The sequence below is a fragment of the Haloechinothrix halophila YIM 93223 genome (genome assembly GCF_000504245.1).
GTDB lineage: Bacteria > Actinomycetota > Actinomycetes > Mycobacteriales > Pseudonocardiaceae > Haloechinothrix_A > Haloechinothrix_A halophila.
In genome coordinates this window covers 141339-154555 of sequence record NZ_KI632509.1, presented here as the reverse complement: position 1 = coordinate 154555, position 13217 = coordinate 141339, and the positions used below count along the sequence as shown (strand labels likewise).

The following is a 13217-nucleotide window of genomic DNA, read 5'->3' as shown; positions in this document are numbered from 1 at the left end:
ACGCCTCAATCGCCCCGGCGCACCGGCCCAAGGATCTGCTGCTCCTTCGCCGTGGTGACCAGCCGGATCGGCTGCCAGAGATTCCGTCCCAGCGCGATCACCTGGTCGTCCTGCAACGACGTCAACTGGTGTGTCATCTGCTGTGGCAGGTTCCAGATCCGGCCAGCCAGCTCCGCCTGACCGGCAGGCAGCCGTTGCATCAACACCAGGTCGGCGGCGTTCGCGATGGTCGACGCCTGCGGGTGCAGGTACGGCAGCAGGTACACCGTGGTGTGCCACGGCGCGCGCGGCGGGAACAGGTCCTGTGGTGTTGGACCGCCGTCGTGGACGACGACCAGCGGCGCGTTCTCCGACGCGCGGGGCAGCTCCACCGGCGACAGTCTGCGGATCTGGACGTGCGGCGACGGCCTGCCGTCCGGCCCCATACCCGCGGAGCGCTGCACCGCGTGCCACGCCTGCTCCCGCCCGGTCGCGATCACCACCCACGCGCCGACGGCCATGGCGCGTAGCGCGAACTGCCGTCCCAGGTACAGCCCGCCAGCAAGCACGATCCTGGTCGGCTCTGCTCGCAGCGCGGAGACCGTCAGCGGCTCGCCGTTGCTGCTGGAACCGAGCACGATCCCGCCCCGGTCACCCGACGGGCTGATCGCGTCGAGCAGGCTCGGGTCGACGGTGAACTCCGGGGCGACGCCGCCCTGGCCCGTCGTGTCACGCACCCGTGAGCTCACGCGGCCTCCTCATGGCCCGATGATTCGACCATTTCGGTTCGGGCCCGCGAGCGGCCCTCACGCCTGCAAGCAGTCCTCGCGTTTGATGATTCGGCCATTTCGGTTCGGGCCCGCGAGCGGCCCTCACGCCTGCAAGCAGTCCTCATGTCGTTCCTCCCAGCGGCAACGTCGCGGACAACCCATCCACCTGGAGCCCACGCAGCGGCGTCAGCGCGATGTCCGCGCGATCCGCGATGGTGTCGAGCCGCTTGTCCGCAGCGTCTAGTTCCTGCTCATTGCGGGTACTGACCCGCACGACGCCGCGCAGTCCGACCTCGCCGTCGTCAACGGCAGGCGTGATCGACATGGCGACCGTTGCCGACAACGTGCGGACGCTGGTGAGCGCGTTCAGCGTCGTCGTCACCGTGCCCTTGGGCCACTTGGTGATGGCGTAGCTGGCGTGGTGGACACCGGCAGCGGTGACGTAGTTCTTGTGTTCGGTCAGCTTGACGCCGTCGCCCGCCGCGACTGCCGCGTTCAGCTCGCAGGCGCTGACACCCGCGCGGAGCAGTTCGTCCGGGTCGAGCGGCCGAGTGTTGACCCCGCTCGATTCCAGCGCGTTGCGCACCCGGGAGAGCGCGCCGATCAGCGCTCGGTGCGCGCCGACGACGCCGCCACCGCGCTCCCGGACCGCCGCCGGGCACCGCAGTGGGTCGAGCCGTACCGCGATCCACGTCGTGCGTCGTGCCGCGGCGGGCAGCGGACCGAGCACTTCGAGGTAGGAGTTCAACGCTGGTGAGTCGGCTGGCAGCGCGGCGCTGCCGGGATAGGTGTGCCAGATGACCTGGATGGAGTCGAGCACGACGCCCCTGTCCTCGAGGCAGGGGGCCAGTGTGGACAGCGGTAGTGGCGCCGCGTCGCTCGCGCCCGAGATCAGTGCTGGGCTCGGCTCCACCATCAGCACGGCCGTCCAGCAGCCGTCGTCCCAGGCGAGGCCGACCGGCTGCCGGTCGTGGTCTATGCCCTGCGCGACGACCAGCTTCGGGATCGCGGCGCGCAGCACGTTCACCTTGGGGTCCTCGTCGCCGATGATGGCGTCCTCGTCCTTGAGGTCTTCGAGGCTGGCGCGGGCGACTGGCGGTCGCGGCTTGTCATGCGAGCGCATCAGGTAGCGCAACTCGAGGACGGCCCACTGGGTGAACCACTGGCCCCGGAGCCGCAGTAGTGCGATCAGCAGGGCGACAGCGAGGATGCCACCCGCGATGCCGACGGCGGCCGTGGTGCGCATGATCGCGATCAGGATGAGGCCGACGGCGAAACCCACCTCGATGATGACGAGGTTGAGCATCGGCAGGCCGAGCAGGTTCATGGTGCCGCTACGCCGCCGCGCAGCCGGGACCGGTCGCGCCGCGGTCGCCGTCGATGCGGACGGCTGATTCGGGCCGGGCTGGCCGGGCGGCTGACCACCGCCGGGGCCACCAGGACCACCAGGACCGCCGGGGCCACCAGGGCCGCCCCCACCTGGCCCGCCAGGACCGCCCCCACCGGGACCACCAGGGCCACCGGGGGGAGGCCCGGCGGGGCCGCCAGGCGCGCCGGGGCCACCCTGCCTTCCAGGTGGCATCGCGCCGGGGTGTTGTGGAGGTGCCTGCCGCCCTGGGGGCGTCGAAGGAACCCCGGGCGCACCCGGGGCGGACGGACCACCAGGCGTACCAGGACGTCCGGGGCGAGCCGGACCACCGGGGCCGACAGGCCCACCGGGCCCAGGGTGCGCTGGGGGAGCGGGCGCGCTAGGACGACCCGGCCCGGCAGGGCCAGCGGGTGCGGAGGGGCGTGGATTCCCACCAGGAGGCGTCCCCCGTCCAGGTGGGTTCGCTGGCGGTCCGGACGGGTTTCCCCCTGGCTGTTGTGGTCGTTGACCACGCCCGCCCGGGCGTGGCGGAGTGCTTACGGACATCCGCTTGTGTCTCTTCCCCTCGTACGTCCTGCCCCCGGCACGCTACCCGGTCCCGGGCACGTGAACACTATCGGGAATTGGTAGAAAGCCACCACCTGACGGTTCGACTGCGGCTATCCTGCGAACCGTACCGTGACTGGGAGGCGTGTGGGTCTGGAATGCCATCAAAGCCAACGAGAAAAACCGAAGTTCAGGCGTATCGGTTCGAAGTAAGGCGGATGAACTCCGCGCTGGTACGCAAGGACGCGGTGATGCTGCATGACCCGTTGCGCACCCACACAAGAGCGACTGTCGTCGGTGTGATCCTGGCCGCCGTCGGACTACTCGGCTTCATGATCTTCGGCATCCTCAAGCCCGCCACGCAGCCACCGTCGGATGGCATCGTGATGGGCAAAGAATCCGGTCAGATGTATGTAAAAGTGGCTGACCCCGAGGAAATGCTCATTCCGACGTTCAACCTTGCGTCGGCACGGCTCATTCTGATGAGCAGGCAGTCACAGGGGCAGGGCGGCGATGTGCCGGCGGACCCGGTGGAGCCGGTGCTGGTCTCCGACGACAACCTGAAGGACATTCCGCGCGGCAGGCTGCAGGGCATCCCAGGCGGTCCGCCGCTGCTGCCGAACGATGAGCAGCGCATCTCGGACGAGTGGGCGGTGTGTCACTACCTGCCGCTCGACGATCGGTTCAACGAAAGCGTGCGGCTGGACAAGGCTAAGGAAACGCAGCAAACCGCTGTTCTCGCAGGCCTGCCGGGGTCGGATCTGGGTACGCCGCTGGAGAAGAACGAGGCCATCTACGTCGAGCGCCTCAATGGCGACCGCTATCTGATCTACCGGCCAGAAGAGAATCCGAACCGCAAGTCGGACATCGTGCTGGCCAAGGTTCCTGACGAGGAATCCGTCATCGAGGCGCTGAAACTCGACCGCCACACGCCCCGGCCGATGTCACTCGGCCTGACGAACGCGATCCCCGAGGTCGACCCGCTCGAGCCGCCGGTTCCCGAGGGGCTTGACGAGCCGGTGTCGTTTGACATCGACGGCAGGACCGCTGTCGTCGGCGACGTCTTCTCCGTCACGCAGGCTGGTGGCACCGTCGACTACTACGTCGTGTTGAAGGACGGAAAGCAGCAGGTCACGCAGGCTGTTGCCAATATGCTCCGGCATGAGCACTCGACCGAAACGACGATCCCGCAGGTTAGTCCCGACCGGCTCGACGAGTTGCCGACGGTGTCGCCGGACGACGAACTCCCTGTCGACGACTACCCGGATCAGATCCCGACCGTGCTCGACCCGCTCAAGGGTAGTCCGGCCACCTGCCTTGGTTGGACGCTGACCGGTTCGGGCGACAATCAGGAATCGCGCACGACGCTGTATGTGAACAACGAGATTCCGTTCCCCGAGGACGAGAACGGCAAGCCGGAACGGCTGCGAGTCGGAAAGGCGAACGAAGACGGAATCGCTGTTGACTACTTCTACATGCCACCCGGTAGGGCTGCGGTCGTGAATTCGGCGACCAGTGAAGCGTCATTCGAATCCGGGCCCATTCAGCTGGTGTCCGATCGCGGTTTGCGCTACGGAATTCCTGACACCGAGACGGCGGCATTCCTCGGCCTTGCCGAGCGCAGGCCAGCGCCGGAAAGCATCCTGCGGTTGCTACCGACCGGAGAGTCACTCAACGTCCAGGCCGCGGCACGGACCTTCGACTCGGTCGACCTTCCGGTGAATTCCGGTGACTACGACGGTCAGACGGCCGGAGCGGACGAGGCGACCGGCTGAGGCCGCACCGCCCGGCCGCTCAGGCCGCCTTGCGGTTCCGGCGAACGGTGTGCACCGCGAACATCGTGCAGCCGAGCGCGGCGAGCCCGCCGCCGCTGCCCGCGAGCGCGACGATCACCGGCATCGGGCTGGCGTTGTCCGGCGGCGGCATGCTCGATGGCAGCGCGACGTCCTGCGCGGGTGTCGCACCGATCTCCTCGGGCAGTGTCATGGTCAGCGCCGCCATCGGGTTGATCACGCCGTGGCCGATGAACGGGTCGTGGCCGTCACCAGCGCCGGGGTGCTGCGCCGTCGTCGTGATGCGGTGCATGACCTCGCGCGCGCTCAGCTCCGGATGCATCTGCCTGACCAGCGCCGCGAGCCCGGCTACATATGGCGCCGCGAAGCTCGTGCCCTGGATGCGTACCGCCTGCTTGCCCTCGAACATCACGTTCACCAGCGCGCTTGACCCCTTCGCCGGGTCGAGCGAGATGATGTCGGTTCCTGGCGCTGCGACGCTCACCCACGGCCCGTGCATGCTGAAGTCCGCGACGCTGCCGGTCGCGTCGATCGCCCCGACCGCGAGCAGATCCTCGGAGAACCACGGCGGCGTGACGATGGTGCGCGGCTTGTTTGGATCGGTGACGCGTGGGTCGCCCTGGATCGGCACGCCGTTCTGCTGGCACGCGCCACCCGTGTTGCCAGCGGCGGCCACGACGACGACGTCCTGCTTCGTCGCGTAGCGCACCGCGGCGCGCAGCTTCCGCTCTTCTTCGCTGACCGGCTGGGTGCTGCCGGTGTTTGGACGGCAGGCGTCCACCGACATGTTGATGACATCGACGCCGTGCTTGTCGACCGCTCGCACGATCGCCTGCGCCAGCGTCTTCTGGTTGCCAGCGCCGCTCGAGCTGCCCTGCGTGCGCTGGCCGGGGTTCTGGCTTGGTCCGGTGTCGCCGGACCCGCCGTCGTTGCCCTGGCGTTCCTTCTCCAGCTCGCGCTGCAGTTCCTCGATCTTCTGCTGGCTCTCCTGCTGGCGTCGACGTGCCTCTGCCTTCTCGCGCGCGGCCTTGCGCTTGGCGCGAGCGGCTTCCTTCTCCCGCTTGATCTCGTCCTCGGTCTTCTCGGAGAAGTTCTGGCTCGACTGCCGGATCGAGACGATCTCGACGTCCGGTGCGACGCCGATGAAGCCGATGTCGGAGTTCTTCGGGTTGGCCCCGATGATGCCCGCTACCTGCGTGCCGTGGCCGTCGCAGTCGAGCAGGCCGTTGTTGCCCTTACCGCCACGCTGGACGTAGTCGCCGCCTCCGGTGACCCGATTTTGCAGGTACGGATGCTTGGTGACGCCGGTGTCGATGACGGCGACCTTGAGTGGCTTGCCGGTGCGCTCGTTGACGCCGATCTTGTCGTGCTTGCTGTGTGCGCGGACGTAGTCATGCACGTCGTCGAGCCGTAGGTGCGCCTGGCCCCACGGGATGTCCTGGATCTGGTTGCCGGACACCGTGGTGTGGCCCTCGACGCTGGACTTGACGCACTCCACACGCTGCTTGTACTGCTTGTCCGGCTTGCCGGGGTCAGCTGGCGGTGGACCCGGCTGGCCAGTAGGCGCCCACGGCGGACGCGCGTCCTCCTGTGCGATGGCCATGCCCGGGTTGAGTCCCGGCGCGATGGTAGTGAACAGGGCGGCCGCCACCAGGGCGCCAGCCCGTGTGACGGCCGTCGGCGCTGTTCGCGGCGCCCGCCATGGCTTCCTCCGCGGCTCTCTCCGCGTTGCCCGAGCAGTCCCCACTCGACATCCCCTCAGCGACGATCCGTGAACGGCACGACCCTACCGGCCGGTGTGGGCAGGTCAGCCCAGAATGCTCGAGCCGACCGACCGCAGCTCGGAGTACAGCCCGAGCACGCCAAGCGCCAGCGGCAGCACGACGGCGATGCAGATGGCCTCGATGATCTCGACAGTGCGCCGCAGCGGCGGCGAGAACCGCTGGTGCGGGAAGATCACCCCGACGACGAGCGCACCCGCAGCCATCACGATCAGGATGGTGAAGATCCAGATCAGTCGGGTCGACCAGTCCGCGGTCATCGTCCAGCCGATCATGATGCCCGCGCTGGCGAGCACACCCATGGTCAGCAGCGCGATGGCCTGGCTGCCGTTGGCGTAGGTGCGGGCGCGCAGCAGCAGGGCGAGCGTCGCGGCGACGGCGAGCGCGATGCCGTACCACGTCGCTGACGACGACGCGATCACCGCCGAGATCGCCACGATCGCGCCGCAGCCGACCAGCAGGCCGGTCATGTACTGGTGCGCGACGGTTGTGCGGCGTTCGATGATGCCGAAGTCGGGGAACGCGCTGTCCTGTTTGAGTTCTTCCGCGCTGCTCGGCACAACAGGCGACGGCAGCTTCGCGAGCAGGAGCGTCGCGCGCGGCAGCGCTGAGATCAGGCCGAGGGAGACCGCTGCCGCTGCCGAGGCGAACCCGGCTGGTGGCTGGTCGATGAACAGCGCGAACAGGAACGTGACCGCGCCGAGCGTGCCCGCCGTGGCGGCCGCGATGAACGCCGAAATGCCGTGCCCGATGAGCATGATCGACGCGGCGGCCACGATGACCACCCATACGCTGCCGAGCAGCAGGTTCGCCGTCATGGACACCCCGGGGACGGTGTAGAACCCGCTCACGAACGCTAGCGGTAGCCCGCCGGTCGCCGCGACGACGACCCCGGTCTCCGGGTCGTTGTACGCCTGGGCGAGCACGGCGCCGAGCGCGACGGCGCCGATCGCGCCGATGCCCCCGACGATGGCCGCGGTGAGGCCGCTGCCGCCCCACAGTGTGCCGCCCATGAACAGCGCGACCGCCGCGACGGCCAGCGCGAGCCCGCCCGCGATGTGCCCTGCCCGCTTGGCGGTCTCCGGCGTCCACGGGCGGAAGTTGTCCGGTTTCGCCTCGGCGATGGCGTCGACGACGTCGTCGAACAGCGGTGGCGGAGGGTTCTCGTTGCGCTTGCGCAGCTGTAGCAGGTCCCCATCGACGACGCCGAGCGACGCGAGCGTCCGGCTCGGGTCGAGCGGGGCATCGCCCAGCTTGGCGAGCACCCACCCGCCGTGCGACGACCCGCCGTCCGCGCTGCGCTCATTGGCCATCTCGACCACGAGCGGCAGGATGTCCGCCACCGCGACGTCGGCTGGCAGCGCGACGTCGATTCTCGTGCGTGGCGCCACAACCGTCACTCGGCTGAAAACCGTGGTGCTCGTAGCCACCTGAACTGCCCCCTACCTAGAAAGACTGCCAGGGTGTTTATATCGAATAAAGAGAGATTCCGAGGTGAGGACCCCTTCTAAGGCCCAAATCTCACCCTGGGGCCACAGAGGGAGGCTCTGCAGGCGGGGACAGCAGCGTCCCGAAACGCTCCGCCGCGTCATGCAGCGCCTCCTCCCGAGGATCGTCAACGTACAGCTTCATCGAGATACTGCCACGTGCGTGGCCAAGCCACTTCGCGATTACCTCAGGATGTAGGCCGAGTTTCTGCCGCATGAGCGTTCCCGCCGTGTGCCGGAGGTCGTGCAGGCGGATACGTCGCAGCCCGGCAGCGTGCGACACCCTGTGAAACTCGTCCGAGTACCAACGCGACGAGAGCGGGCGGCCGAGTTCGTCCACGGCCAGAAAACCCGAGTCGCTGTACGCGTCCTCGGCGAGACTCGCCTCCGCACGCAGCAGGTCGCGGTGAGACCGCAGCGCGTCGACAACCAGTGGTGGTATCGGCAGGTTGCGAACAGCGTTCTCGGTCTTCCCTTGGGGGATCGACAGCCTGCCGCCGTCGAGGTCGATATTCGCCCACGTGAGCGCCAAGACCTCGCCGCGCCGCATCCCGAGAGTGCTGAGCAGGAACAGCGCGTGCAGCCGATGACCTCGGACATGGCGCAGGAACGTGACGACTTCGTCGACGGTCCACCCCCGATACTGGTCCCGCTCCGGGAGCGCGGGCAGTTCGACGTTGTCGACCGGGTTGCGCTGCAGCTGCCTGCGCTTCACCAGCTGGGCTAGAGTGCCGCCGAGCACCGTCCGGATGGTGAGGCGTATGGCCCCGGCCGACATGGGCTGGCCGGGTTGACCGATCCGGCGTAGCTGACCGGACTCCATGCCGTCCCGCAGCGCCTCGACGTGCTCCTCGGTGATGTTCTGCACCAGCTCGCCGCCCATGAAGTCGATGACGTGCGTGGCGCAGTTCCGGTACAGCCGTCGTGTCTCCTCCGACAAGGGCTTTCCGCGTTTGCCGACGCGGCGTGATGCCAGCCAAGCCTCGACGGCCTCCTGAACGGTGATCCGCTTCGGCAGGTCGAGCTGCCGGTGCGTCGACTCTTCTCGCCGTGCATTGATCTTGTCCCGCTCGGCCTTCACGTCCTTGAACCGGCGACGCGTGATGAATATCTGGCGGCGCTTCTTCCACGTGCCGGTCTTCGGGTCCGGGCCTGGACCGGCGTCCACGACGGCGCGGTATGTGACCTGGCCGTCGTCGTGCTCGATCCGCCAGATTCCTGGTGTGCTTGTCTTGACTCTCTTCGCCATCACTCCTCCTCGGTGGGTTCTTCGACTGACGAAACCTCGTACTGCCCGGGTCCGGTTTGGGTGAGCTGGTCGGTAGCCCAGCGCTCGCCCAGCGGTGTATGCGGTGCCGGGTCTAGCTCAGGTACCGACTCGCGGGTGTGTCGCCACCACCAGCGGGCGAACGTGCGGCGATGGCAACCGTGCGGGTCGATCTGCCGTTCGAAGCACAGCAGTACGAGCTGGGTGGTGTCGTGCTCGGCCGCGATGCCTTCCAGCTCGCTCCGGATGGCCGCTACGCCGTAGCGGTCGAGCTGCGCCAGGTACTGCTGCTCCCAGTCGTCCGCGTTGAAGTACCGCCAGCGCACGCACAGCGTCCAGCACACCGGCCAGTCACGGGCCTCCGGCCGCCAGCGCGGCAGCATCAGGCTGATCCTGACCGGCTGGCCCATGGCCGACGCGAATCGATAGTGCGAACAGGTGAACAGCTCAACCATGACCGCTCACCTCGCAGACCAGCACGACACGGGTGCCGCCGGTGCCGTCCGGCTCGGTGAAGATCTCTGTGACGGCCGTGAGCTGCTGCCCGGCGCCGAGGACCAGCACCGGTGCCGTTGAGGGCACGTCGGGGCCGTGGAGGGCGTTCCGCACGGCGCGTGCGGAGAGGCACTGCCGGGCGTGATCGCTAGGGCTACTCATCGCGGGCCTCCTCGTTGATGCGCCAGCCGAGGGCTCGGGCGCGGTCGCGGGCGGACGGCCTCGGGGCGGAGGCACCGATCAGCGCGTCGGCACGACCCAGGGCGTAGGCGTCGTCCAGCGCGGTCTCGAACTCCTGCTTGGCTTCGCGGATGTTGGCAACGAGACCCTCGACCTCGCTCAGCAGCCGTCGGGCCTCGGATACCAGCTCTCGGCCCAGCTCAAGATCGTCTTGCTCGCGCTTCATCGCTGCTCACCGCCGTCTAGCGCCGTGCGCAGCTCCTCGACGGGCACAAAGCCGTCGGCGCGGTGTTGGCCGATCAGGTGGCCGATGCGTTCGATCAGCGCGTCGTGGCGTTCGTACGCGCTCAGCAGCAGGTTCGCCAGCGCCTCGGCTGCCGGGTCGCGGGTTGTGGGATCGTGTTTCATGGGTCGGCTCCTTCCAGCCGATCAAGGCTCCGGTCGGTGCAGACACACCGGCCGGAGCCGCTCTTCTACTTGCGCCCGCCGTTGAACACGGTCAGGTGGGCGTACTGGCGTCCCCGCTGCTCGCCGCTGTACTCGAACCACAGCCGGTCGAGAAGGCCGTCGCCACGGCGGCGGCCGCGCAGTGCGTCGTCGCGGCCGAGGTTCCAAATCGAGATCACGGTGTCCCACCACGGCCAATCCATCGGCATCGACGGGTCGTGAGGGCGGTCGTCGTCGGCGATCCGTTCGCATTCCGCGAGCGGGCACTGCCCGTAGCCGTAGGCGCCGAGCGTGTACCGCAGCGGTCGGCCAGCCTTGCGTTCAAGACCGGCCTTCCGCCCGCGCTCGTAGGCGAACCGGAAGTGGCCCGTGAGGTTCTCGCGAACTCGGCCGTCCAGCTCGTCCTGCTGACGAAGGCGCGCGACGCCGTACAGGCAGTCATCTCGCCAGTTGATGTCGAGCATCGTGTCCACGGCGATCACTCCCCGGACTCTTCGATGTACTCGGTGCGGTAGACGTCGGTCGTGACCGCGTGGTCCATCCGCTCCTGACGGTCGCGCTTGTCCTCGTCGGTCACCGGTTCGATACCGGCGATCTTGGCGAGTCGCCGGACCTGCTTGGCGAGCAGCTCGTAGCGGGCGGCCTTCTCGTTAATGTCCCGCTCGTATCCCTGGAGTGGCTGGGTACCGGTGTCCCAGCCGCCTTCTAGGCTCTCCAGGCGCTGGCTGGCCACGGTCGCGACCTGCCGGAGCGTGTCGAGCAGCTGCGACCGGGCCATGTTGGCGTCGGTCGCGGTTGTGATGAACAGCTTGCCGAGATCGGTCGAGCAGTTGGCGTCGTACCGCGCGCCGTCGAAGATCACGGAGAAGGTGTTGGGGTTGACGTGCTCCGCGTACTGCGTACTCATCGTGGGGCTCCTTTTGGGGTTGAGTGGGGAAGATCAGATCGTCCGGTGCGCCCGGTCGTGCAGCACGACGCCCGGCCGGAGTTTCTTGGCTAGCTCGTGGACGGTCTCGCGCTTCTTGGCGTCGAACGGCTGGCCGCACCGGCGGCATTCGCTCGGGTCGACGATCGACGGGTACGGGAACTCGCAGCAGGTGTTCTCGCTGCGGGCGGGCGTGCGGACATGATGGGCTCCTTTTGGATGGGGGTTTTTCTTTTCAGCTTAGTCGTTAGCGCCGCTAATGGAAGATATGCTGTGAGATTTTTGTAAATTGTCCTGCGAATGTGGTGGTAGGCGGATCGGTAGGTAGTGGAATGAAGAATTCCAATGGTCACTTTGACTACTGATAATGGTCATTGCCGCAGCTCAGCGGCTTTTCAGTCGCCACTGTGCAGTCGTGATTCTGTCCATGACAGAAACGTGTTCCGCAGGTGGTTGAATGCGATTCCCGGCGTGTGTGGCGCTCCGCTTCCCTGTCCGTGTCTGCCCATTCTCCACGGGCAGTCCAGCCGCATCCGGGGTCGAGACATCGTGCAGTCGTGATCGAATGGGCGTTCGGCACGGAGATCGCCATAGTCGCGTCGGAAGAACGAGCCGAGTGTGGTGTGTTGGGTCGAGTCCGGAAAGCGCCGGAGCGGCGACGTGGGCGGGCAGAGTCGTCCGGGTCGTGGAGTGTGGTGGTGCCGTCCGGCCGTTGCGTGATCATGCGAACCGCCTCCACGCGGTCCAGCACGGTCGGCAGCGCGGGTACCGGTCCGAGGCGAGCCGAGCGCCACACTCCACGCACCGGCGGTGTCCTCCAGCCCGTGGTGCGCAGGCGGAGCAGGTCTGCCGCACTGGCCGTGGACTGCGGGCGGGGAGCCAGCGGTCACAGCCACCGGCGCAGGGGGCGAGGTAGCTCATGGCCGCCCCTCCAGTTCGTTGTCGCTCGCGCAGTCCGCGCACAGCCGCGTGTTGGGGTTGATGGGCCGGTACTCTTCGCAGCCCTGGCAGTTTCCTGTCCGAAGCGTCCGAGTGTCCGAAGCTGTGCGTGTTCCCTGTTCCCCGGATACGGCGCGGGAACGCTCCCGCCAGGCGCGCAAGACGTCGGCGGCACGTTCCGAGCGCCACCGCAGCCGCGTCTTGACGTCACGCACCGATGTCGGCGGCGGGTCGAGCTGGTCGATCGCGTCGAGGTCGCTGTCACTGACGCCGATCGCCCGGGCAGCGTCGCCGAGCTGCGGAGGCCGGATCGAGTAGGTGATCTCGTGGCCACGGCTGTCGAGGAGGAACAGTCCGGCAGACGGTTCCCTCCCCTCGGCGGGACAATGGCGGCGTAGACCGGCGTGTCGGTCCTTGTTCAGACTCAGAAATGCCGAACCCTGCCGCCCCGGTGCGAACGGTTCGTTGACCGTGATCCGCAGCGCCACGCCGCCGATGGCGCGTCGCTTCGCCGTCGTGCCGGTGGGTCCGGATGCTCGGGTCTCGCTGTTCTTCGGCAGGTGGTCGACGGCGAGGACGGATGCCCCGGATAGCGCCAGCGGCTTTAGTACCGCGCTGTGCGCGATGGTGAAGTCGTCCGGCGAGTTGCTGGAGAGCCGCAACATCGGCAGCAGCTCGCCCACGGAGTCGACCACAGCGACGGCTGGTCGCCATTCCTTCGCGTCGGCGACCACGGCGGCGAGGTGCGCCTTGTCGTCGGGCTCGACGTAGCGGAACAGACCCGGGTCACGTAGCGCCGATTCGGGCGCGCCCATATCGAGGAACCGGTACACGGTGGCATCGGCGCCGTTGTGGTCGAGGTCGACAAACAGTACGCGACGGCCCGCCTTGAGGGCTTCGTTGGCGGCGGCTTGCGCCACCATCGTCTTTCCCGACTCGGGATCGCCGAAGATGAGGTTGACCTGTCCTGCGTAGAACAGTGCAACCCCGTCGTCGCGGTACAGCAGCACCGGCTCGGGAGGGTCGGGTAGCCCACCGTCGAGCAGTGCGGCCACGTCGACGTAGAGAGGCTGTTCCCCGTTCCCCTCCCTATGTGTGGGGGAACAGGGAACGTTCGCATTGCTAATGTTCCCCGTTCCCGACACAGGGGGTGGGGGAACGGGGAACGGTTCCCCGGTCGGAGGTGCTTCGCTAGTCGCGGCAGCGAGGTCGTAGTTCATGCCGCCACTCCCTGCTCGC

13 protein-coding genes are annotated in these 13217 nt (G+C 67.8%); 1 reads left to right on the top strand and 12 read right to left on the bottom strand.

Features of this window, described 5'->3' with window-relative positions:
• Nucleotides 1-5: 5 nt before the first annotated feature.
• Both AMYHA_RS00710 and eccE read right to left on the bottom strand, forming a co-directional pair.
• Nucleotides 6-728: a hypothetical protein gene (locus AMYHA_RS00710; protein ID WP_034266892.1), complete on the bottom strand. Its 723-nt coding sequence runs from the start codon at nt 726-728 to the stop codon at nt 6-8.
• A 142-nt stretch (nt 729-870) separates the two neighbouring features.
• On the bottom strand, nt 871-2055 hold the full coding sequence (gene eccE / locus AMYHA_RS00705) for a type VII secretion protein EccE (RefSeq protein ID WP_034275299.1): 1185 nt from the start codon (nt 2053-2055) through the stop codon (nt 871-873).
• Nucleotides 2056-2822: 767 nt separating this feature from the next.
• Here eccE and eccB point away from each other — a divergent pair.
• The gene (gene eccB, locus AMYHA_RS00695; RefSeq protein WP_084036659.1) at nt 2823-4439 is read left to right on the top strand and encodes a type VII secretion protein EccB; all 1617 of its coding nucleotides are present in this window, start codon (nt 2823-2825) and stop codon (nt 4437-4439) included.
• A gap of 19 nt (nt 4440-4458) precedes the next feature.
• On the opposite strand, the gene AMYHA_RS00690 is transcribed toward eccB, so the two are convergent.
• The 10 genes from AMYHA_RS00690 to AMYHA_RS25395 form a co-directional block, all read right to left on the bottom strand.
• Entirely contained in the window at nt 4459-6060 is a 1602-nt protein-coding gene (locus AMYHA_RS00690; protein WP_084037507.1) for a type VII secretion-associated serine protease mycosin, read from the bottom strand.
• 204 nt (nt 6061-6264) lie between these two features.
• Nucleotides 6265-7668 carry a type VII secretion integral membrane protein EccD gene (gene eccD, locus AMYHA_RS00685; protein ID WP_034266886.1) on the bottom strand — a complete coding sequence of 468 codons (1404 nt, stop codon included), beginning with the start codon at nt 7666-7668 and terminating at the stop codon, nt 6265-6267.
• Nucleotides 7669-7759: 91 nt separating this feature from the next.
• Nucleotides 7760-8974 carry a tyrosine-type recombinase/integrase gene (locus AMYHA_RS00680; RefSeq protein WP_034266884.1) on the bottom strand — a complete coding sequence of 405 codons (1215 nt, stop codon included), beginning with the start codon at nt 8972-8974 and terminating at the stop codon, nt 7760-7762.
• Nucleotides 8974-9447, bottom strand: a complete 474-nt coding sequence (locus tag AMYHA_RS00675) for a hypothetical protein (protein WP_034266881.1) — start codon at nt 9445-9447, stop codon at nt 8974-8976. The genes AMYHA_RS00680 and AMYHA_RS00675 overlap by 1 nt, the downstream gene beginning before the upstream one ends.
• Nucleotides 9440-9649 carry a hypothetical protein gene (locus AMYHA_RS26710; protein ID WP_157361687.1) on the bottom strand — a complete coding sequence of 70 codons (210 nt, stop codon included), beginning with the start codon at nt 9647-9649 and terminating at the stop codon, nt 9440-9442. The genes AMYHA_RS00675 and AMYHA_RS26710 overlap by 8 nt, the downstream gene beginning before the upstream one ends.
• Entirely contained in the window at nt 9642-9893 is a 252-nt protein-coding gene (locus AMYHA_RS00670) for a hypothetical protein (protein WP_034266878.1), read from the bottom strand. The genes AMYHA_RS26710 and AMYHA_RS00670 overlap by 8 nt, the downstream gene beginning before the upstream one ends.
• On the bottom strand, nt 9890-10075 hold the full coding sequence (locus tag AMYHA_RS00665; RefSeq protein WP_034266876.1) for a hypothetical protein: 186 nt from the start codon (nt 10073-10075) through the stop codon (nt 9890-9892). The genes AMYHA_RS00670 and AMYHA_RS00665 overlap by 4 nt, the downstream gene beginning before the upstream one ends.
• A gap of 65 nt (nt 10076-10140) precedes the next feature.
• The gene (locus AMYHA_RS25400; RefSeq protein ID WP_157361685.1) at nt 10141-10587 is read right to left on the bottom strand and encodes a hypothetical protein; all 447 of its coding nucleotides are present in this window, start codon (nt 10585-10587) and stop codon (nt 10141-10143) included.
• Nucleotides 10588-10592: 5 nt separating this feature from the next.
• Complete coding sequence (locus AMYHA_RS00655; RefSeq protein WP_034266871.1) at nt 10593-11021, bottom strand: hypothetical protein; 429 nt, start codon at nt 11019-11021, stop codon at nt 10593-10595.
• Nucleotides 11022-11956: 935 nt separating this feature from the next.
• Nucleotides 11957-13033: a P-loop NTPase family protein gene (locus tag AMYHA_RS25395; RefSeq protein WP_051399396.1), complete on the bottom strand. Its 1077-nt coding sequence runs from the start codon at nt 13031-13033 to the stop codon at nt 11957-11959.
• Between the last annotated feature and the right edge of the window lie 184 nt (nt 13034-13217).

What these genes read in the sequence shown, in the direction of transcription:
- AMYHA_RS00680 (WP_034266884.1), bottom strand. Translation starts at nt 8,974, where the DNA reads ATGGCGAAGAGAGTCAAGACAAGCACACCAGGAATCTGGCGGATCGAG.
- eccB (WP_084036659.1), top strand. Translation starts at nt 2,823, where the DNA reads ATGCCATCAAAGCCAACGAGAAAAACCGAAGTTCAGGCGTATCGGTTC.
- AMYHA_RS00665 (WP_034266876.1), bottom strand. Translation starts at nt 10,075, where the DNA reads ATGAAACACGATCCCACAACCCGCGACCCGGCAGCCGAGGCGCTGGCG.
- AMYHA_RS00690 (WP_084037507.1), bottom strand. Translation starts at nt 6,060, where the DNA reads ATGGCCATCGCACAGGAGGACGCGCGTCCGCCGTGGGCGCCTACTGGC.
- AMYHA_RS26710 (WP_157361687.1), bottom strand. Translation starts at nt 9,649, where the DNA reads ATGAGTAGCCCTAGCGATCACGCCCGGCAGTGCCTCTCCGCACGCGCC.
- AMYHA_RS00655 (WP_034266871.1), bottom strand. Translation starts at nt 11,021, where the DNA reads ATGAGTACGCAGTACGCGGAGCACGTCAACCCCAACACCTTCTCCGTG.
- AMYHA_RS00670 (WP_034266878.1), bottom strand. Translation starts at nt 9,893, where the DNA reads ATGAAGCGCGAGCAAGACGATCTTGAGCTGGGCCGAGAGCTGGTATCC.
- eccE (WP_034275299.1), bottom strand. Translation starts at nt 2,055, where the DNA reads ATGCTCAACCTCGTCATCATCGAGGTGGGTTTCGCCGTCGGCCTCATC.
- AMYHA_RS00675 (WP_034266881.1), bottom strand. Translation starts at nt 9,447, where the DNA reads ATGGTTGAGCTGTTCACCTGTTCGCACTATCGATTCGCGTCGGCCATG.